Annotated in this window: 20 protein-coding genes; 3 read left to right on the top strand and 17 right to left on the bottom strand. The window is 54.2% G+C overall.

Features of this window, described 5'->3' with window-relative positions; genetic code table 11:
• Positions 1–75 precede the first annotated feature (75 nt).
• The 10 genes from KOSB73_RS01675 to KOSB73_RS01630 all read right to left on the bottom strand — a co-directional run bounded on the left by KOSB73_RS01675 (position 76) and on the right by KOSB73_RS01630 (position 11564).
• Positions 76–1455, bottom strand: coding sequence for a carbohydrate porin (locus KOSB73_RS01675; RefSeq protein ID WP_098140190.1), 1380 nt, complete (start codon positions 1453–1455; stop codon positions 76–78).
• Positions 1456–1559: 104 nt separating this feature from the next.
• Positions 1560–2150 (bottom strand): maltose acetyltransferase domain-containing protein, encoded by a 591-nt coding sequence (locus tag KOSB73_RS01670; RefSeq protein WP_004870640.1) that lies wholly within the window; start codon positions 2148–2150, stop codon positions 1560–1562.
• 55 nt (positions 2151–2205) lie between these two features.
• Complete coding sequence (locus KOSB73_RS01665; protein ID WP_004870643.1) at positions 2206–3471, bottom strand: MFS transporter; 1266 nt, start codon at positions 3469–3471, stop codon at positions 2206–2208.
• A gap of 41 nt (positions 3472–3512) precedes the next feature.
• Positions 3513–5636 (bottom strand): alpha-galactosidase, encoded by a 2124-nt coding sequence (locus tag KOSB73_RS01660; protein WP_049085931.1) that lies wholly within the window; start codon positions 5634–5636, stop codon positions 3513–3515.
• A 114-nt stretch (positions 5637–5750) separates the two neighbouring features.
• Entirely contained in the window at positions 5751–6746 is a 996-nt protein-coding gene (locus KOSB73_RS01655) for a substrate-binding domain-containing protein (protein WP_098140189.1), read from the bottom strand.
• 106 nt (positions 6747–6852) lie between these two features.
• A complete protein-coding gene (locus KOSB73_RS01650; protein ID WP_004870648.1) occupies positions 6853–8130 on the bottom strand; it encodes an MFS transporter in 1278 nt (425 codons plus the stop codon).
• Positions 8127–8618 (bottom strand): NanQ anomerase/TabA/YiaL family protein, encoded by a 492-nt coding sequence (locus KOSB73_RS01645; RefSeq protein ID WP_064342040.1) that lies wholly within the window; start codon positions 8616–8618, stop codon positions 8127–8129. Before KOSB73_RS01645 ends, KOSB73_RS01650 begins: the two co-directional genes overlap by 4 nt.
• Positions 8619–8633: 15 nt before the next feature.
• Positions 8634–9557, bottom strand: a complete 924-nt coding sequence (locus KOSB73_RS01640) for a dihydrodipicolinate synthase family protein (protein WP_098140188.1) — start codon at positions 9555–9557, stop codon at positions 8634–8636.
• 17 nt (positions 9558–9574) lie between these two features.
• Positions 9575–10786, bottom strand: coding sequence for a PfkB family carbohydrate kinase (locus KOSB73_RS01635; RefSeq protein WP_024360592.1), 1212 nt, complete (start codon positions 10784–10786; stop codon positions 9575–9577).
• Between the two features lie 229 nt (positions 10787–11015).
• Positions 11016–11564 carry a helix-turn-helix domain-containing protein gene (locus KOSB73_RS01630; RefSeq protein ID WP_024360593.1) on the bottom strand — a complete coding sequence of 183 codons (549 nt, stop codon included), beginning with the start codon at positions 11562–11564 and terminating at the stop codon, positions 11016–11018.
• 100 nt (positions 11565–11664) lie between these two features.
• Between KOSB73_RS01630 and KOSB73_RS01625 the strand changes: the two genes are divergently transcribed.
• Together KOSB73_RS01625 and KOSB73_RS01620 are read left to right on the top strand one after the other, a co-directional pair.
• Positions 11665–12324, top strand: coding sequence for an AzlC family ABC transporter permease (locus KOSB73_RS01625; protein ID WP_004870653.1), 660 nt, complete (start codon positions 11665–11667; stop codon positions 12322–12324).
• Positions 12324–12647, top strand: a complete 324-nt coding sequence (locus tag KOSB73_RS01620; RefSeq protein ID WP_004870654.1) for an AzlD domain-containing protein — start codon at positions 12324–12326, stop codon at positions 12645–12647. The genes KOSB73_RS01625 and KOSB73_RS01620 overlap by 1 nt, the downstream gene beginning before the upstream one ends.
• A gap of 90 nt (positions 12648–12737) precedes the next feature.
• Here the strand turns inward: KOSB73_RS01620 and KOSB73_RS01615 are convergent, their stop codons facing one another.
• From KOSB73_RS01615 to KOSB73_RS01585, 7 genes are read right to left on the bottom strand one after another with little or no spacing between them, the layout of a single operon-like run.
• Entirely contained in the window at positions 12738–13292 is a 555-nt protein-coding gene (locus tag KOSB73_RS01615) for a P-loop nucleotide/nucleoside kinase family protein (protein WP_064342039.1), read from the bottom strand.
• On the bottom strand, positions 13289–13726 hold the full coding sequence (locus KOSB73_RS01610) for a PTS sugar transporter subunit IIA (RefSeq protein WP_024360595.1): 438 nt from the start codon (positions 13724–13726) through the stop codon (positions 13289–13291). The genes KOSB73_RS01615 and KOSB73_RS01610 overlap by 4 nt, the downstream gene beginning before the upstream one ends.
• A 9-nt stretch (positions 13727–13735) precedes the next feature.
• A complete protein-coding gene (locus KOSB73_RS01605; protein WP_049130090.1) occupies positions 13736–14005 on the bottom strand; it encodes a hypothetical protein in 270 nt (89 codons plus the stop codon).
• Between the two features lie 56 nt (positions 14006–14061).
• Positions 14062–14904 carry a class II fructose-bisphosphate aldolase gene (locus tag KOSB73_RS01600; RefSeq protein ID WP_004132840.1) on the bottom strand — a complete coding sequence of 281 codons (843 nt, stop codon included), beginning with the start codon at positions 14902–14904 and terminating at the stop codon, positions 14062–14064.
• Positions 14891–16258 carry a PTS sugar transporter subunit IIC gene (locus KOSB73_RS01595; protein ID WP_004127157.1) on the bottom strand — a complete coding sequence of 456 codons (1368 nt, stop codon included), beginning with the start codon at positions 16256–16258 and terminating at the stop codon, positions 14891–14893. Before KOSB73_RS01595 ends, KOSB73_RS01600 begins: the two co-directional genes overlap by 14 nt.
• Positions 16251–16565: a PTS sugar transporter subunit IIB gene (locus KOSB73_RS01590; protein WP_004127154.1), complete on the bottom strand. Its 315-nt coding sequence runs from the start codon at positions 16563–16565 to the stop codon at positions 16251–16253. Before KOSB73_RS01590 ends, KOSB73_RS01595 begins: the two co-directional genes overlap by 8 nt.
• 11 nt (positions 16566–16576) lie before the next feature.
• Positions 16577–17557 carry a 6-phosphofructokinase gene (locus tag KOSB73_RS01585; RefSeq protein WP_004132843.1) on the bottom strand — a complete coding sequence of 327 codons (981 nt, stop codon included), beginning with the start codon at positions 17555–17557 and terminating at the stop codon, positions 16577–16579.
• Between the two features lie 548 nt (positions 17558–18105).
• On the opposite strand from KOSB73_RS01585, the gene KOSB73_RS01575 reads away from it, so the two are divergent.
• Complete coding sequence (locus KOSB73_RS01575; RefSeq protein ID WP_098140186.1) at positions 18106–20709, top strand: sigma 54-interacting transcriptional regulator; 2604 nt, start codon at positions 18106–18108, stop codon at positions 20707–20709.
• The last annotated feature ends 84 nt before the right edge of the window (positions 20710–20793 follow it).

The following is a 20793-nucleotide window of genomic DNA, read 5'->3' as shown; positions in this document are numbered from 1 at the left end:
TATAATTTTTATATTATTGAAATTATTATCAATAAAAATACTATTCAATAATATGATCGTTGAATACTTAAATAATTAGAAGAAATACTTAAAGCGCAACCGCGCGCCATAGCGATCGTCGTCATCGCTCTGGCTCAGCTTATCGTCGCTATCCAGAATAGAGTAATAGGCCCCAAGATAAATATTAAAATTCTGCATATTCATCACGTTCGGAATTTGATACGACGCGTGGATAGTATGAATATTGTAGGTACCTTCGTCTTTAATCCAGCAGTCGTTCTCGCAAATGACTCCAGCATAATCGCTGATTTTGTTATGCGCGTAGATATAGCCCAGTTCGAAGCGCCGCCACAGCGCGTTCACCCCGGTGGTAAAATCTTTTTCGTTGCTGGCATCCATATAAGCGGTGTTCAGGTTCACCACCACGCCGTTATCCGGGTCGCTCTTCAGGCCGTTCCAGGTCATAGTCAGGCCATAACCTGTGCGGCCGGACTGATCGACGAAGTTGCCCTGCGCATCGTGATAGCCATAGGCGTTTTGCACCACGTTCGCTTCCATGGCCGCCGCCACGGACACTTCGTCCTTCGCCCAGGAGACCACCGGGCGCAGGTAAGCGACGTTCTTTTTCTGATCCATATCGCGACCGTGGTAACCGCCGTCGTTATACAGCGAAGTGCCGTCTTCCAACAAAGTGTTGAGCTCAAAATACCAGTTATCAAGCTGCTTGCTTAGCAGGAAGTTGCCGCCTGCGTCAGAACGCCCGCGCCCCTCTTTCACCATATAGATATAGCCATGACCGTCGCTATACAGGTCGTTGGCGGTATTGCCGGAGTGCTCGACAAAGGTATCCTGATTTAGCGGGAACATGTCGTAAGCTTCAAAACGCCCCACCTTAACCTTCCAGTCATTTTCCTGACCAAAGAAGAACGCGGCATCATCAAGATTCATCGAACCAGTCATATCCGCCAGCGGTTGGACGGTGAACCCGGCAAAATAGCCGCTGTCCGTTTTACGCATACCATCGAAGCCGAGCAGGATACGACCGTTTAAATCCCAGTTCTCGTAGGTTGGGTCGCTACCAACATCAGCGTTAGTCATCGCCAGCAAGCCACGTTTGCTTTCCGCATCCATATTGAATTCCACGTCACCGTAGATTTTCAGATCGCCATAGCCCGTTAATTTCAACTCCGGCGCGGTCATATTCTTTTTACTCTCTGCAGCCGGAGCCACGCTTTTAACCGCTACGCTGGTTTGTGCCGCCTGAATAGCGGCATCCTGTTGCGTCTGTAAATTCCGAACCTGCTCTTCCGCTACCGTCGCCCGATTCTCAGCGGCGGCAAGCCGCGCTTCCAGTTGTTCCATACGCTGTTCAAGAGTCAGGTGATTATTTTTTGCTACCGCTGAACCCGTTATTAAAGACAAACCCATGGCTATCGATAATGCTTTTTTATTCATTTTTATTTTCCGGAGGTAAAAGAGGGCCAGGTGAGTCATAAACTCACCCGTATTTATTTTTTGTTTTTTATATCAGGCAGATTTTTCTATTTTATTTTGGCTATTCACCCCGCAAACAGTTGATATTTATTCTTATCCTCATCGCTAATTTCTCTTAATATCCGACAAGGGACGCCAGCAGCGACGACATTCGCTGGTATTGAGCGATTCACCACACTTCCGGCGCCGATAACCGAGTTTTTACCAATAGTGACCCCAGGGTTGATAATCACCCCGGTGCCAAGCCATACGCCATCCTCGATGATAACCGGCTGCGAGAATTGCTGCTGGGTGTGGCGCAGATCCGGATGAACCGGATGGCCCGCGGTGGAAATAGTCACGTTGGGCGCAAACATCACGTTATTGCCGATGATAATGTCGGCATCATCAACCAGCGTCAGGTTGAAGTTGGCGTAAAAATTATCGCCGATAGTGGTGTGAGTTCCGTAGGCAATATTAATCGGCGGTTCTATCCAGCACGCTTTACCGACGCTGGCAAACATGCGTCGAATAATATCGTCTCTTAATTCCTGATTAAAAGGATGCGAGTGATTGTACTCATAGGCCCGCGCCTTGCCCATCAGCCGCTGTTCCGGTAAACCATATCCTGAATCAAGATAGAGCTCGCCGCTGTTCATTCTTGCTTTCATATCCATAGTGCAAATTTTCCTCATCTCTCCAGCACATCCCTGTGCATTATCGACCTGTTTTCTAAACCGTCATGGCGTTATCGCGCATCTTTTCCGACGTGGCCTTGCCCGATAAGGTAAAGGCGGATATCAAGGTGACGGTCAGGGCGATGCCGCCAAGGATCATATAGGTATCCTGGAAGCCGATACGGTCATACATATTTCCGGCAAAAGCGGAGAGAAAAATCGCCGCCACCTGTTTGGAAAACTGGAAGCCGACCAGGTAAATCGTCGCCGACAGCCGAACGTCAAACACGCCGGTAATGTACTTAAACGCCCCCACCAGCAGGAACGGGACCTCCAGCGCATGGAGCATTTTCAGCGCCACCACTTCAGCGGCCGTCGTGGCGAACGATGAGCCGATCATCCTCGCCGCCATCACCATCCCGGCAATCAGCAGCGTATTCTTCGCGCCGATGCGGTTAATAATCCACGGCGAGCTGAACATGATAATCGCGTTGCATATTTCCCCGGCGGTGGTCGCGAAACCAAAGGCGCGGGTGCCCGATTCCGGCGTGGCGAAGAAAGATTTAAAGAAGGTGGCAAACTGCTGGTCAAAGACGTCATATACGCAGGCGACGCCGATAACGTAGAGAATAAACATCCACATTTTGCGCTGACGGAACATGCGCACGGCGGTTTTTAAATCGACCGATGATCGGTTAGCGCCCAGCGAGTCCATCACCTGCGCGGTCTGGCTGGCCTGCGGTTTCGCGATAGCCACCAGTACGACCAGCACCAGCGCGGCGGCTGACCCCATCCAGAACACCCACTCGGGGTTAACGCTGAATAGCATCCCCGCCGTGGTAGCGCACAGCGCCCAGCCGAGGCAGCCAAAAGTCCGCGCCTTGCCGTATTCAAACCCGCTGTTGCGGCTCACACGCTCAATATAGGCTTCCATCGCCCCGGCGCCGGCGGAGAAAACAAAGCCGATGTAGGCCCCGCCGCTCAGTGCCCCGAGCCAGATATTGGTTTTCAGCAGCGGCGCAAAGACATAGAGGAAAAAGGGGGCGATCAGCACCAGCAGCACGGTCACGATCCACATCAGATGCTTTTTCAGCCCCAGCTTATCGGAGATCACGCCCAGTATCGGCTGAAAGCAGATAGCGAACAGCGACAGGCTGGAGAAAACAATACCGGTCTCGGTTTTATTCAGGCCGATGACGTCCGATAGCCAGATCGGCAAAAACGGAAAGCAGGTGGCCATAATGAAAAAGTAGAGAAAGAAGAACAGCCCGAAAATCCAGAAATTGGGGTTGTTTTTATGGGTACAGACGGTCGGGTTCATTGTGTACTCCTCAAAAAGGGCCGACGCGCGGCCCGTTACCATCACACGCGTTGCAGGCCAATCAAAATGGCGCTTTCCGGGTCGAGGATTGGCAGCGCCAGCCCCGCCTGTTGTAACCACTCGCCGCTTACGGTCTGCGGTGTCGTCATCCATTCCGGCAGCTTACGCATCGTATGGCCGCCCTCTCCCGTAATCTGGATATCGGGATGGTCGAGAAGCGTCACCCGGTAGCGGGCTCCCGCTTCCAGTCCCGCCACGCGCAGCGGCGCCATCAGGGTGTAGTCCGGCATCGCCAGCTGACTGACGAGGAAAATCGCCTGGCTCTTATCCTCACTCACCACGCCGTGCGCGAGGGTTGTGGCGTCCGGCATATCGATACGCCACTGCACGCCGTGATGAATAACATCGCGCCACTGCTTGTGTAGCGCCGCGTATTTGCGGTAACCCGCGCGCTCTTGCTCATCGGCGCTCACCGGATCCAGCTCAAGCCCCATATGGCCGAACAGCGCCGTCAGGCCGCGGAAAGCGATACTGTGCTGGCGGAAAGTGGCGTGACAGCGGCGGTTGCCGATGTGCGCGCCCATCACTTCCGGTGGGAAGAAGTAGCTCATGCCGCGCTGAATGGTGTTGCGCTCGAGGGCATCGTTATTGTCGGAAGCCCAGAAGCGATGGCTGCGCTTCAGCACTTCATAATCGATACGCCCGCCGCCGGAGGAGCAGGACTCAAATTCAATATGCGGGAAGCGGGCCACCAGCGTATCCAGCAGGCGATAGAACTGGCGAGTTTGCGCATCGGCGGCGGCTTTACCGTTATGCGCAGGCTGCACCAGCTCGCGGTTCATATCCCACTTCACATAGTCCACGGCGTGCTCGCCCAGCAGCCAGCTCATCCGCTCCAGCAGATAATCAAAGGCTTCCGGGATATTCAGGTTCAGGACAAACTGATGCCGTCCGGGGATCGGCGTATAGCCCGGCAGCGCCAGCACCCAGTCGGGATGCGCGCGGTATAAATCGGAGTTCGGGTTGATCATCTCTGGCTCAACCCAGATGCCGAACTCCATCCCCAGCGACTTCACGTGGTCGATAACCGGGGTCAGACCGTCAGGATATTTTTCTTCATCGAGATACCAGTCGCCGAGCGCCGCCCAGTCGTCGTTGCGCCCTTTAAACCAGCCGTCGTCGATGATAAAGCGCTCTACGCCCAACCCCGCCGCCTCATCCGCCATGCGCATGATGTACTGCGGGTCGTGGTCAAAATAGATCCCTTCCCAGGTGTTGAGATGCACCGGGCGCGCCTTGTTGTCCGGGAAGCGAATAATCTGTTCGCGCAAATAGCGGTGGAACTGCTGGCTCATGCCGTTCAGCCCTTGCGCTGAATAGCTGGCGTAGAGGTTCGGCGTCCACAGCGTTTCCCCTTCCGCCAGCGCCATTTCGCCCGCCAGATAGAGCGCTTCCGCCTGCAGGTAGCGCCGCCCGTCGGTTTTCACTTCCGCCCGCAGGCGGTGGTTACCGCTCCAGCCCAGGTGCACGCCCCACACTTCGCCCTGCATCTCGCTAAAGGCGCGGCTGCCGGTAATCAGCGCCGGAAAATGTTCGTGAGAGGTGCGTCCGCGGCGGTTTTCCAGCACAAAGCTGTCGTGTTCCAGAATGAGACGATGGGGCTGGAATTCGCGGATCCAGCGGCCATGAAAGGCCATCACTTCGCGGGCGCGTTCGGCGACCGGCAGCGTGACGGCCAGGCGATCCACCTGCCACGGCTGCGGGCGCAGGTTGGTTAAGCCATGGCGCACGCTCAGTACGCCGCTGCTATCAAGCTGGATTTCACTGCATAACCGCAGGCCAGCCTGCGCGTCTTCGCTGAAGAGAGTAACCTTCTGCCCGTCCTGCACCACCTCGGTGGTGGTGAACATCGGTGAGGCATCCAGCCCCTGGCGGTGGCCCTCAATACCCGGCGCGCCAAACAGACCGTGCCCCAGTTCGGCCATCAAGGTCACCGGGGAATCGACATCGAGGCGACCGTTGGCCACCGGGCGGGCGATGCTGGCGGCATCCTGCGGCGAAAAGTGGCTTAAATGCGGCCCCCAGTAGATAATTTCGGCGAACGGATGGGTTTTGATCACCACGTCGGCCACTGCGCTTTGCAGGCGTAAAATCGAATCAGACATTAGACATCTCCACAACAAGGAATGTCTTACTGTTGATCCGAAACGTTTCGGACGCCAACCAAAACGTTTCGGATCCGTGATCGAGTTCAGGAAATTAATCTGACGGGCGGGAAATCAGGCGGTTTCGCCGGAGATAAATTCAGGCTGCCAGAGCACCTGGAGCGAGGCGAGATCGTCACCGGCGATTAAGCGGCGAACCATGCTGGCTATCTGGCGACCCACACCCTGGCGGGTGGATTGAATCACCGCGCCAACCGGAGTTTCAATGATGCTATCCTGCGGTAAACCGTCGTAAACCACTAATGCAACACGGTTATCGCCAGTCAGACGCCCCAGTTGAGCCAGGGCCATCGCCGCGCCGTCGCCGTGAGTATTGCAATCGGTGACAATCGCCGTTGGCGGTTCAGGCAAGCGCAGCAGTTCCATGGTTGCCTGAAACCCGCCGCGGCGGGTGGGCGGCACGCTGCGCAGCCAGGTATCCGCCAGGCCCGCTTCGCGCAGCGCCTGCAGATAACCGTTGCGGCGCTGGGTAATAAAAGCCTGATTGTTATTTTCGCTCAGCAGCGCGATGCGTCGGTGCCCCTGGCTAATCAGGTGGCGGGTGGCGCGATACGTTCCCGCCTGGTTATCGAAATCAAACCAGGCGTAGGGCTGCGGCAGGCGGCTGCGGCCCAGCGCCAGAAAAGGAAAGCCGGCGGAGAGCAGTTGAATCAGGCGCGGGTCGTCATCGAGCGTATGCGCGACGATCAGCGCATCGACGCGGCGGCTCTGCACCATACGCATATAGCCGTGCTTATCGGCCTGTTCATCGTCGGCAATCAGCAGTAAATCAATCTCGTAGCTCGCCAGTTCGTGGCTGATTTCGCCCACCATTTCGAGAAAGACGTTGTTATTCAGCGGCGCGGGGCGCACGGGGAAAACGAGGCCGACGGCGTCGATTTTGCCCATCTTCAGGCGACGAGCGAAAGTATTGGGGCGATATCCGCGGCGCTGGGCTTCCGCTTCCACGCGGGCGCGCGTCTCCTGCGACACGTCGTCATAGCCGTTTAACGCGCGGCTGACGGTCGTTACCGAGATCCCAAGTTCTTTAGCAATGGCTTTCAGCGACATAGGTATGCCTGTCTTCGCGGAAGAATGCGGCTAGTGTCCCGCAATACGGGCATGGCGTCCAGCAACAGCGACAAAGCGCCATTCGGCGCTTTGTCCTGAGGAAAAACTACTGCGCCAGCGGTTTACGCACAAAGAAGCCATAGAGACAGGCGCCAAGGAACAGCAGGCAGCCGCCGAGAATAAAGACATTGGTGAACTGACCGGTAGCATCAAGGATAATCCCCGTGATCACCGGCGCCAGCGCTGCACCGAGAAAACCGCCAAAGTTCTGGATCGCACCGAGAGAAGCGACCTGCTCTTTGGGCGCCATATCCGCCGCCAGCGCCCAAATAACCCCGGACGGCATTTGCGAGCAGAAATAGCCCAGCGTCAGTAGCGTAATCGCGGTACCGCTGTTGCTGACAAACGGAATTGGCATCACAAAACAGGCCGCCATTGCCGCCCCCACCACAATAGGCACCTTCCGCGCCGTTACCGCATTAATCCCTCTACGCACCAGACGGTCAGAGAGCATCCCGCCGCAAAGGACGCCAAGAATACCGGCAAAGAATGGAATCGAGGCAATAAAGCCCGTCTGCTTCAGGCTGAATCCCAGCGACGTTTCCAGATAACCCGGCAGCCACGTCAGATAAACCCAGATAGTAAACATGATGCAGAAGTTGCCGGAGATCATGAACCAGGTCGTTTTATTGCGAAACAGCTCGCCCCAGCTAACCTGTGGCTTATCGGCCTCAGCCATCACCACCTTACCGGTGTGGATCAGCATCGCTTCCCGCGCATCCGGATCGCGATAAAACTTCAGCCACGCCAGAATCAACGGTATACCCAGCAGACCCACGGCGATAAACATCCCGCGCCAGCCAACCCACAGCAGCAGAAGCGTCAGCAGCGGCGGCGCGATGGCGTTAGCGATTTGCGAACCCGTATTGATGATCGATGTCGGCAGGCCGCGCTCTTTATCCGAAAACCAGCTTTGGGTGATCTTGATACCAGAGGTAAAGAACGGCGACTCTGCCACCCCCAGCAGCACCCGCAGGCCGTAGAAGAAACTATAGGTATTCACAAATCCCATCAGAAAGGTCACGGCAGACCATAGCGTCAGCGCGCCGGTGAACATCTTCTTTGGGCCGAAACGGTCGACCAGCCAGCCGGCCGGCAGGTTTGCCAGCGCATAAGGCCAGAGAAACGCCGATAGCAGCAGACCCATTTCGGTTCCGGAGAAACCAAACTCCTTCGAAATGGTGGTATTAGCAATACTCAGGTTGGCGCGGTCAAGATAGTTCACCACCGCAGCCAGCAGCAAAATCAAAATAATCCCCCAGCGCCGGCGAGAGAGTTTCGGCGGCTCGATTACCGCCGAGGAAGTCTGATTCACGGTGCTCATGCCGATACCTCCAGTAATGCGCGATCGATTTTGATGACCGCTTTGCGCAGATGGCTAACACCACCGCCCAGAGGATGGCAGCAGGGGCGATGAATATCTTCCGGGAAGAAAATCGCGAACATACCGGGGGTTAACGTTACCTGCGTCTCTGCTTCTTCTACCCGCCAGAACATGATGTCCTGCTGCGGCGTTCGATCATCCACAACGGTATGCAGACCGCTTTCCACGCGGCTGACGCCCATACGCTCATGGCCTGAAATCAGGTACTGAATATCGATAAACTGACGGTGCGATTCCGGACGAGCCTCGGCAAAAGGCATGCTATCCATCTCCTGTAGCAGGCAAAAGAGTCGGTCAGGGATCAGGTCGATTTTTCCCAGCGTGAAATCCTGAAAATCTTGCTCTGCAAGAAAAGCCAGCGCCTGGCGAATAACCGGATGATAAGCCATCGACTGTGCGGGCCATGCCTTCAGACTGGTTACGATCATAATGGCATCCTCCGCTTAGCCCACGATACGCTGACGCCACTGTTCGGTTCCGGCGCGAATCTGGTCGAGAATCACCGTCAGCCCCCAGTACTTATTCAGCACATCATCTTTATTAACCCGGCAGGTGATACTGTCGAAAGTCCCCAGACGCTGATGGTAGATTTTGGCGTTTTTCGGATAGCCCAGCGTTTCGCTCACCGCCCCCAGAGAGAGGAAAATCGCCAGTTCATCGGCCAGTGCGCGTTGGTTTTTCCCCTCTCGCCACAGCCAGCTATATAGTTCAGGGTGAAAGTTGGTAAACACACCGCTAAAGCCCTGTGAGCCCGCCAAAATCGCTGGCCAGGCAATCGCCGCGTTGGCGTTAATGACGTTGAGCGGCGTGCCCTGCGCCAGACGTACGCGACGTTCAACGGTCGGTAGATCGCAGCTCACATCCTTCAGCACAACGAAGCGCCCGCTATTGGCGCACCATGTAAATTCATCATCGGTAAGCAACCGGCGATAAGGCGCCGGACACTCGTAAAGGCCGAGCGGTAGCGAGGCTGGCAGCGTTTCCAGCAACGTATTCAGCACTGCATAGAAAACGTCGCTCCCCTCATTACGCGGATCGAGATGGTTAGTCACCAGCACCAGGGCATCAATACCGGTCTGCGCCATCGCCAGCAGCTCGGCTTTTTGCGCTTCAATATCATCACTGATATGGCCAGAAGCGATAACGGGAATGCGGCCGTTAACGCGCTGTACCACAAAACGCGCCAGCTCAACGCGTTCTTCTAAGGAAAGGAACTGCATTTCGCTTGATTGACAGACGGCAAACAGCGCATCAACGCCCTTCTCCAGATACCAGTCGATTAATTTCGCCAGCACCGGATAATCTATCCGTTCGTCAGCGGCAAATGGCGTCAGCATTACTGGGACAATACCGTTAATCGTTTTCATATTGTTTTTTCCTGAGTTCAGAGGGTACGGAGTCGTGCGTTTGCCTGTTCAAATTCAGGCATATTGGATGCCCCTTCCAGCTCCACGGCCAGAGAGGCGAAGGCGGAGGCCCAGGTAGCGGCCTGCACCAGACTATTTCCGGCGGCAAGCGATGCGGCCAGCGCACCGTTGAAAGCATCGCCGGCACCGGTGGTATCCACGGTGACGGCTGGGAAAGCGCGTATATGACTGAACTGGTGGTTATCCAGCAGCAGCGCACCGCGCGACCCCATCGTAATCAGCACTTTTTTAGCGCCGAGTCTGGCGATACGTAGCGCCGCTTCTTTTGCCGTATCAAAATCGCTAATGTCGATTCCCGATAATAAAGATGCTTCCGTTTCATTCGGCGTAATGACATCTACAAAGGGGATGCTGGGGATAATTTCAGCAGAATAGGGGGCGGGATTAAGAATAACTTGCTTACCCAGCTCATGCGCTATCTTGATTAGTGAATGAGTAGCATCGAAATTATTTTCCAGCTGAACCAATAAAACATCTGATGAAGATAATTCCGGAATAATTTTCTGAATTTCACTATAGGTAATAGTAGTATTTGCCCCGGAATAAATAGCAATCATATTTTCGCCGTTTTCCTGAGAAACATAAATAATCGCATTACCGGTTGGTTCACTCTCTGACTGATAAAGCGTGTAAGAGTGAATTGCAGAGCGAGTTAAATGATCTGCTGCTAAATGACTGAACTGATCTTTACCCACCTTGGCAACAAAATGCACCTGAGCACCGGCTTTACTGGCGGCCGTTGCCTGGTTTGCACCTTTCCCTCCCGGTCCCAGGCTGCTACCCAGCGCCATTAGCGATTCACCGCCTCGCGGGAAGCGTTCCACCTTCGCCACAATGTCAACGTTGAACGAGCCAAATACACATACCTTACCCTGCATAACTTTTCCTTTTTGTCGCTCATCGCCTGGTGATTTACGGTGATTAAGAGGTTGCAGCAGCACCTCAAAACTATCACCGGTTTCAGAAATAAGTTCCGCCTGCAAACTACGGCGCGAAATAATTGCTCCGCCATAACAGCGCTGCACCAAGCCCATCGCCGCAAGAGTATTTAAATCACTGCGAATCGTTTCTTTCGTGACATTAAAATGAGCAGAAAAATAATTAACATAACCACGTTCATGTTCATCTAAATATCGTAAAATAGACTTTCTACGTTCTTCAAGAAACATAATTAACCCCGATATCACCGTTGCAGTATACGAACCACCTAAGGGTGGAAGAGTGACATCAATCCCATGTTTCCAGACGAAACGGAAGCAAACAAAAATGAAGAAAAAGAATAAACGGAAAAGCGATATTCCCGGTTCTATAGGAAGTAAAATAATATATATATCATTAACATATATAACGACATAACATTCTGCGGATTACGAATAAATGCGCAGAATGTTATTAAATTTAGTTCTGCTCGGCAATCAGCAGCGCCTGGGTGTCCGGCTCCAGCGCCTGGAAAACGTGCTGCCGATCGGCGGGATAGCAGATGTAATCGCCTTCCCCCAGCTCTTCCGGCGCTTCCGTCAGGCCGACCCGCGCCCGCCCCTGGGTGACAATAATATGCTCCACCGAACCCGGCGGATGGGGGTGGGAAATGCGGTCCGCGCCCGGCTGAGTCAGCAGAAGATAGATATCGCGCCGGGCGCCCGGCGGGCAGGCGGCCAGCAAAATCGCCTGATAGTTCGCCTGCTCGGCGACCACCTTCGTCCCCTCGCCGCGGCGGATAACCTGCGTGGTGTTGACCTGCGGCTCCAGCAGCCGGGCAAAGGGAATATCAAGGGCCACGCACAGCGCCCAGAGGGTTTCCAGGCTCGGGTTGCCGTTGCCGGATTCCAGCTGCGATAACGTTGATTTGGCAATTCCCGCCCGCCGCGCAACTTCGGCAAGGGAAAGGCCGGTGCGCGCGCGCTCACGTACCAGGCTTTTGGCAATCAGGCTAATTGGCTGAGTCATACAGCCCTCCGTGTTTTTTATAACGAACGATTCGTTCGTCTTGAAATGCGATTCTGTTACGTTCATTATAATGGAAATTCGTTCGATATGGCTAAAGAGTATGAAACAGCACTTCGCCGCGCTTAAGGGCGACACCCTCAGAGCAATTGTTTTAGTCTGCCTCGCGGTAGGCATCGTCGGGATGTCCTACGGCTCGTTGGCCGTCGCCTACGGCTTCCCGATTTGGGTCCCCTTTGTGCTTTCGGTTTGCGTCCTGGCGGGCGCTTCAGAGTTTATGTTTATCGGCATTGTCGCCAGCGGCGGCAACCCGCTGGCGGCGGCGGCGGCCGGGCTGCTGGTCAACGCGCGCCATATTCCCTTCGGCGTAACGGTGCGCGACCTGGTCGGCCAGCGCGCCGCCAGCTTCCTCGGCTGCCACATCATGAACGATGAAAGCGTAGTGTTTGGTCTGTCGCAGAAAACCCCCGAGCAGCGGCGGGCCGCCTACTGGCTGTGCGGCCTGGGCGTGGCGCTGATCTGGCCGTTGGGCGCGTTGTTAGGCGCGGGCGTCGGCAAGCTGCTCCCGGCGCCGGAGACCATTGGCCTCGATGCGGTATTCCCGGCGATTCTTCTGGCGCTGGTGGTGCCGGCCTTTAAAAACCGCACCACGTTGATCCGCGCCTGTAGCGGAGCGGCGCTATCGCTGGCCGCCGTGCCTTTCGCGCCGGTTGGTCTGCCGGTTTTACTGTCGCTGTTTGGCCTGCTGACGAGGAAAAAATAATGGGCAATATGACGCTATTTATCGCCGGTATTGCGATTTTGTCGCTGGGCACCTACTTAATGCGTTTAGGCGGAGCGAAGCTCGGCAGCCGGCTGGCGTTTTCCGAGCGCTCCCAGGCGCTGCTCTCCGATGCGGCGACGGTACTGCTCTTTTCCGTGGCGCTGGCGACCACCTTTTACGAGGGCGAACATTTTGCCGGGATGGCGCGGGTGCTGGGCGTTGGCCTGGCGGTGTTCCTCGCCTGGCGCAAGATGCCGCTGATCGTGGTGATTATCGCCGCCGCCGTGGCGACGGCGCTGCTGCGGATAGCGGGTATCGCCTGACCCGGCCTACGAAACCCGAAATATCAAGTAATTACGCAATTCCTGTAGGCCACGAAAGCGAAGCGCCGCCGGGCAGCTGCAGTTAAGGAATTACTGCATTTGTACTTCGAGCCAACGGATAACAGGCGCCATCTCCAGCGGTTTTTGCTGATCGACGGTAAACACCGGCCCCAGCCGCATGGGTTCCGCCCGCTGCGCCAGCTGAGCCAGCTCCGGGAGATACTCTTCGCCCGGGTGCCCCGGCCTGCGATCCTGCAACCGGCTGGCATAGCGCGACACCGCAAGCTCGGGCGAGATGCGGTTCCAGATCTCCAGAACCTTTTCAACGCCCGCCTGCTGCAGCTGCCGCTGCAACGTTTCGCGCGGCTGAAAACCAAACCAGGCGTCGATTAACCAGATACAGCCTGCCGGAGCGTGGCCGACGATCGACCAGATGACTTCATAAGCGGCGCAGCCCAGCTGCCGGTTGAAAGATCTGTCGATTTCGCTAAAGCACGCCATAAACGGCTCTTTAATACCGTCGATAGTCAGCTGCGGCAGATTGAAGGTTGCCGATAGCTGCCGGGTGACGGTGCTTTTGCCCGAGGCGGGAATGCCGTTAATTAAAATCACCGTTTTGCAGCCGGGTGTGAGATGTCTGTTCATAACAACGCGACGACCTCCTCTCTGCTGCTGGCGGCCCGCAGCTTCGCCATGGTCTCGTTATTATCGAGCAGGGCGATAATCGCCCGGATGCCCTCCTCAATATGGGCATTGCTGTCCTGCGCGCCGAACATAATGACAATATCCGCCTTCTCGCTATCGGCAAAATGAATCGGCTTATCCAACACGACCAGGCTAAAACAGTTACGCCTGACGCCACATTCCGGCCTGGCGTGGGGGATAGCGACGCCTTCATCGAAAACGTAATAGGCGCCGTGGTTCAGGGTATTATCGATTACCGCCTGACCGTAATCCGCCGAGATATACCCTTTCGCGACCAGCGGGCTGGCCGCCAGATGGATCACTTTCTGCCAGTCGGACTCCGTGACGCCGACCTGAATCGCATCGGCCTCTATCAGCAGTTCTTTTATCGTCATCATCACTCCCTAAATATTGCGGCGAATTACATTGCGTAACTCATCAATACGCACAAAGAGCGCATCTATCTCCTGCCGATGACTCTTACTTTTGGCATACACCGCCAGCGCCCGGTTATACATCAGCATTAAGGCTTTCTGTATTTCGCCATTAGCCGGGTTGCCCTGTAGTTCCGCTTCCAGTCTGGCTATTTCCCCGGCCAGCTGACGGGACTGTTCGTCATAATCCTGCGGTGGTTGACTCTCTTTTTTCCACAACGTTTTCAAAGATTCAAACATAGCGAGCTCCTCCCTGACGGACAGCAGGGCAACAAAATACGGTTTAAAATAAGCTTTTATTTAAACAGCGCGATTTTTTCTATTAATACATGGGTGACCGCGTTATTCGCCGGAATTAAAAATTTGCGTACGCTGTCGTTCACTTTGCCTTTTTCAAAGGTGGTTTTACAGCGATCGACCCACTGGACATTCATTTCAGTGCCGACGTTCACCTTGTTAATGCCTTCAGTGACGGCCTGGCGCATATCTTCATCGCTGACGCCGGTACCGCCGTGCAGCACTAACGGCACGCCGGTCGCGGCGCTAATCTCTTTTAGCCGCTGGTGCTGGATTTGCGCCTTACCGGTATACAGGCCGTGCACCGTGCCCACGGAGACCGCCAGCATATCCACCCGGGTCTCCTCCACAAAGCGTTTGGCGTCCTCCACCGTGGTGAAGCAGATATCCTCCGCGGCCACGGCTTTGCCGTCTTCCGATCCGCCGATCGCCCCCAGTTCGCCTTCTACCGTGATATTCCGCGGGCGCGCCATCTCCACCACGATGCGGGTATTGCCGATATTCTCTTCCAAATCCAGATGGGAGCCGTCGTACATCACTGATGTAAATCCGGCATCCATGGCCGTTTCGATGGCGCTAATATCAGAGCAGTGATCCAGATGCAGGCAGGTCGGCACGTTTTCACTTTCCGCTAATGAACGAACCGCATCCACCAGTAACCGGTAGCCAAGATATTCCGCCGTCCCGGTAGAGATTTGAATCATTAACGGGCTATGGCTTTGTTGCGCCGCTTTAAAAAATGCTGGCAGCATTTCAATACAGTGCAAATTAAATGAGCCAATGGCCTTAAAATTTCTTTCCTGCGCAATTTTCAGAATAGCGTTGAAGTTATACAGACTCATGAACATTTTCCCCTTTCGGCTTCGCTGATTTACCGTTTACGAACCATGCCAGTGCGGCAACAAAAACAATGAACAGGGCGACAAATAGCCAGTTATTCTGGAAAGCGTGGCCTAATACCAGACCGGAACTAATGACGTCCGAATCGCTGAAGGTGACGCCGGTAAAACCGTAGCTTTCCAGCATCGGTACCAAAATGGCGGGCAGGAAGGTGATAAACAGGCCGTGAATGACGCCGCCAATCATCGCCCCGCGGCGGCCGCCCAGCGCGTTGCCGAAGACACCCGCCGTCCCCCCGGCAAAGAAGTTGGTTAACAGGCCGGGCAGGATCATCGCCAGGCCAAACATGGGAAACACCAGCATGCCGATGATGGAGCCGACGGTGGTCGCCAGGAAGCCGACGATCACCGCGTTAGGCGCATAGGGAAACAGCACCGGGCAATCCAGCGCGGGCTTAGCGTCCGGGACAATGCGCATCGCAATCCCGCGAAATGCCGGCACCAGCTCGTTAAGCAACAGGCGCACGCCGCTGTAGAGAACGAATACCCCCGCCACAAACTGAATGGACTGCATAAAGGCGTACATCAGGTAGTTAATGCCGTTGGAGAACTGCGCGATATATTCCGGGCCCGCCGCAACCGCGGGGATGAGGTACATCGGCACCATCACTACCGCCATCGCGAGATAGGTATCCTGAAGAAACTTAAAGTTATCCGGTAATTCAAGGTCTTCTGTTGAGCGAGACCCTTTCCCCACCACTTTAGCCACCGCCGCCTGCACCAGATAGCCGATCGTGCAGAAGTGCCCCAGCGCCACGTCATCGGAACCGGTAATGCGCCTGACCACCGGCTGCGCCAGGGCGGGCATCAGTACCGCCATCACGCCGCCGAAAATACCGCCGGTTAAAATCAGCGGAAGCCCGGTCAGCCCGGCTTTATAGCCAATTACCGCGCCGATAGTCGCCATCCACAGCAGCGCCTGGCCGGTCAGAAAAATATATTTAAGCGGCGTCAGGCGGGCGATAATGATGTTGACGGCAAAAATCACCATCAGGGTCAACGCGACTTCGGAACCTAATTCACGGTTGGCTAATCCGGCGATGGCGGCGACATCGGTAATGTAGCCTTTCATGCCAAATCCCTGCGTGAAAATATCGTTAAGGAACGTTAGCGTGGCGACAATAATGTTGATCCCGGCCATCATAATTAAGAAACCGAGCAGCGTTTTAAACGTCCCTTCCGCCGTTTTACCCGCTGATTTTTTTTGCAGAATCAGGCCCAGCATCGCAATAAATGCAATTAATATCGATGCCTGGCCGAGTAAATCTTTAACGATAAACTCTACAAAGCTATTCATAGTCCGCTACCTTCAGGTTACGTTCTTTTAAGAATGCGACGATCTTTGCCTCAATCTCGTCTTTATCCGTCAGCTTATGCAGTACCACTACGCGTTTAATTTCCTCCTCGCTGGCATCCGCTGTTAATATATCGGCAAAGGTTTTTTGCGTCAGAATCATATCTGATTTAAACGCCCCAGCTTCGGAAATAGTGGTATGTTCAATCTGTGCTGGAATCTCCAGCTTCTTTAAAACCGCCTTCGCCGTCATTTCAATGGCAAAGCTTGAACCGAGGCCGCAGCCACATACGCATAGAATTTTCAGCATGTAGGGTCTCCTCAAATTATATTGAGTTGTTTGGCAAGTTTATAATGATGTCCTTCAGTGTCGACCAGACGTTTTTTCATACTAATTAAATCAATCGGAATAGGTTTGTTACTTGCATTAATTATAATGGCTTTATTTTTCATCCCTGACTGAATGCAGCGAACCACTTCACTGGCCATAATCGTGCCCTGGTAAATCTCTTCGCAGGTCGGATCGCCATTGCGCAAACCGTAGCCAACGATAGTTTTACGAATACGCACGCCAATTTGCGGTTCGAGCTGCTTAATCATGGTATCAATGGCTCCCTGAAATCCGGGAGAGTATTCCCTGGTGTAGCCTTCAGAGCACAGGATCACCACGCTGTTCTGCTGTGTCAGCTTATGCTTCACCCGCTCGGCCAGCGTTTCCAACGGCAGCTGCGATTCCGGGATCAGGGCGATATCGGCGTTACTTTTTATCGCGGATTGCAACGTTAGCTCTCCACAATACCCTCCCAGAATTTCGACCATAAAGACGCGGCCCGGTAATGCTCTTCCGGTATTTCTTAAGCGGGAAACCTCTTTAATAATCTGCTCGCAGGCGGTGGAGAAACCAATCGTATAATCACTGCCGTACACATCATTATCGATAGTCATCCCGACGCCAAAGCAGTTAATATCAAATTCGCTCAGCGTATTGAGAAACTGCAGGCTACCGTCGCCGCCGGCCATAATCAGCACATCAATGCGCAGTGATTTAATTTTTTTGGCTATTGTTTCATATTCACTGCGCAGCAACCGACGACTGGTGCGCCCGGAGGTAATGATCGGAATAGAGGCGATGGAGAAATCGACCAGATCGCGCCAGGCCACCTCCTGATGGTTTTTATCCAACAGCCCAGGTATTCCACCATTAAAAATGGTGATATCGGCATTCGCCAGTCTGGCAATCTGGAATATAAAATTATTAATTCCTGAAACATCGCCGCCGCTAATAACAATGCCAATTTTCATTGCCCGTCTCCGCTGTTTTGCCTGCCCACATTTTTCCCTGAGTTCAAGGGCATTATTTGCAAGAGAGATCACAATATGCTGATAAATCTCTGCCAACCTAATATTGACAGCGGGTTTATTAGCGCATTTTGTGTGATCAATATCTCTTTTATAAAATGGGCTCATCTTAACAGTTACGTTTTTATTTTCTTTTATATCATTAGGTTACTTGAGGAGATAATTTCGCCGGCGGGCTGCCCCTTTTCATCTTTAAGCCCAGCGATAATGAAAAAGCAGAAATGTGATAAATAGCGCATTTTTTTACGTCAGGAAGGTTCACGGCGCGTTTATCGCCCCGTTCAGGCTGCCCGGTTCTTCGGCCGCTTGCGGGCGGGGCGCCAGCTTTTACACCCCATCAAATCGGTGGCGATCTTCATCACATTCTAATCAAAACGTAGTTTCATTTTTATCTAATGGCGTAGAAAGTACTCAGTGTCTAATAAAAATAGTAGTGTCTAGTGTCTAAATAAAATCGACGCTATTTTCTACTCTACCCAGGACATTGAAAAATGGCGCTGTCGGCAAAAGAAAAGTTATTCCAGAAAATAGTGACTCATTATGCGCATAAACCCGCGGGATTCACGGCTCAGGACTGTGCGGACTTTATGCAGGTTAACCGCAGCGTTATCAGCCATTACCTTAACAGGCTGTGCGATGACGGCCATCTGAGTAAAGAAAATACCCGGCCGGTGCGCTTCTTTGTACAGACCAACGGTAAGGAAAGCGTTCAGGCATCACTCATAGTGTCGAAAAAGCACGACGCCTTTCAGCCGTTGATTGGCGCACACGGCAGTCTGGCCGAAGCCGTCGCGCTGTGCCGCTCAGCGGTGGACTACCCCGGTGACGGCTTGCCTATCCTGCTCTCCGGAGAGAGTGGCGTCGGCAAAAGCCACCTGGCGACGCTAATTTATCAGTATGCCCTCGAACGCGGCGTTATCGCAGCAGACAAACCTTTCGTTGAGCTTAACTGCGCCGACTACGCCAATAACCCGGAGCTGCTTTCGGCGACCCTTTTCGGCTATATCCGGGGCGCTTTCACCGGAGCCGACCGCGAAAAACGCGGCGCCTTTGATGATGCCGATGGCGGGTTTCTGTTCCTCGACGAGGTTCATCGCCTCTCGGCAGAGAACCAGGAAAAGCTATTTCTGTTTATGGACAAGGGGTATTTCTACCGCCTTGGCGATAACCGTACGCGCCATCCGGCGTCGCTGCGCTTTATCTTCGCCACAACGGAAAATATCGACACCGTCCTGCTCAACACCTTCCGTCGCCGTATTCCGGTGCGCGTCACGCTGCCAAACTATATTTCGCGTCCGCTTACCGAGCGCGTCGCGCAGGTCAGCCACTTTTTGCATCAAGAAGCGCACAGCCTGCGTCGGGATATCCATCTCGATAATCAGCTGATGCATCAGCTGGTCGCCTCACCGGTGCGCGGCAATATCGGGGAGTTAAAAAACCAGATTAAAGTGATGTGCGCCAGCGCCTGGAGCGATAATCGCGAGGCCGAGGTTATTACGCTACGCGGCCCGGCGTCCGGCGGCGAAATAATCCGTATTGCCGCTAATGCGGATAATGACGCGCTGTGCGCCAGCCAGTTTCTGCCAAAGGCGATGCGCGATGAGGTGATTTTTCGCGACTTTTGCCACAGCGGTAACGTGCTGCTGCTGAATCGCAAAATGGAACAGCTGCTGACCACCGTCAGCGGCGCGGTTGCCGCCGAGGCGCTGTACAGCGGCTATATCTGGCAGAACACCGTTCACGCTCTCGACGAACTGGAGAGTTTGACCGGCATCTCCTGTAGCCAGGAGATCCGCAAGGCGGTCTGGCTCTGCGTCAGCTACGCGCGCCATGACGCTGAGGAGACGGTCAATGCAAGCGAACTGCAAACCATTTCCGACTATGTCTCCGCGAAGGCGCGGCTGCTGGCCGAGGAGTGTCTCGCTTTGCTGAGCAAACATGTCACCCGGCAGCCGCTGCCCCTGCTGCTGCCCCTGCTAAGCTGCGCTTTTCATACTCTCGCCGGCGAAGACGATCCGATTCTGGGGATTATCGTTTCCCACGGCCGCGCCACCGCGTCGAGCATTGCCGGTATCGCCAACCAGCTGACCGGCGGCTACTACTTTAAAGCCTTCGACATGGCGAACGCGACGTCGACCAGGGAGATTATCGACCTGCTGATCGCCCATGTTTCCCGTCTTAGGCAGGGGGCGGGGCTGATTATTCTGGTGGATATGGGGTCGCTAAAAGAGATTTACGAAGAGATTAAGCTCCATCTGCACGGTGAGCTGTTGGTTATCAACAACGTCAGCACGGCCATGGCGCTGGATATTGCGGCCAAAATCCAGGACAAGCTGTCGATGGAGGCGATTATTGAGAGCGCCAAAGGAGCGTATGAGGTGGAAACGCGCTACTACGCGGGCGTGTTGCCGGGCAATAAAATCATTATCTCCTGCATCTCCGGCGAAGGGATCTCCCGCAAGCTGAAAGATATCGTCCAGCGTTTCCTGGCCCAGGAGGAGATCGATATCATTACGATGGAGTATGACGATCTGAAATGGAAAATCGCCCACGCCGATCCGGCGCTGAACGGTACGCGGCTCATCATTACGACTACCGATCTGGAAGCCGGGTATATTCCGCTACTTAGCGTAGAGCAGCTGATTAAAGAAAAGACGCAGGTGTTAAAACGTGATTATTTCAACGGGCTGCTAATGGAAGGCGGTCTGGAGCCCATGATTGATGAAGTGGTCAAGCTATTCACGGTCGAAGGCGTCGCCAGCCGGCTTAATTTCCTCAATCCGGTGGTAATCATTGATGAAGTTGAAGCGGTCATTAAACAGTATGAATCCTTCTACAAAATCCATTTTGAAAGCTATCTGCGCATCAATCTGTTTATGCATATCGCGCTGATGATCGAACGGGTGATGGTGAATAATGGCGTACGCCATCGCGAAGAAACTGCGCTGACGCTTGAACAGCAGGCCTTTGTCGCCGTCCATGACACTTTTTTCCAGGCCCTGAACCGCAAATACAATATCACCCTGCCGCTCACTGAAGTGCTGATGATTTATGAAATCATGGAGCCATGGATCGCCTTTGCCCCTGAACATTAACCCTCCGCGGTCGGCGTCGTCTGGCCGCGCGCTCGACACTGCCGAACCTCGCCCTTTCAACACTGAAAACAGCGTCCAGAAAAA

Source organism: Klebsiella grimontii (genome assembly GCF_900200035.1).
In the GTDB taxonomy this organism is placed as follows: Bacteria; Pseudomonadota; Gammaproteobacteria; order Enterobacterales; family Enterobacteriaceae; genus Klebsiella; species Klebsiella grimontii.
Note: the sequence above shows the minus strand (reverse complement) of the source record. Positions and strands in the feature narration are given on the sequence as shown.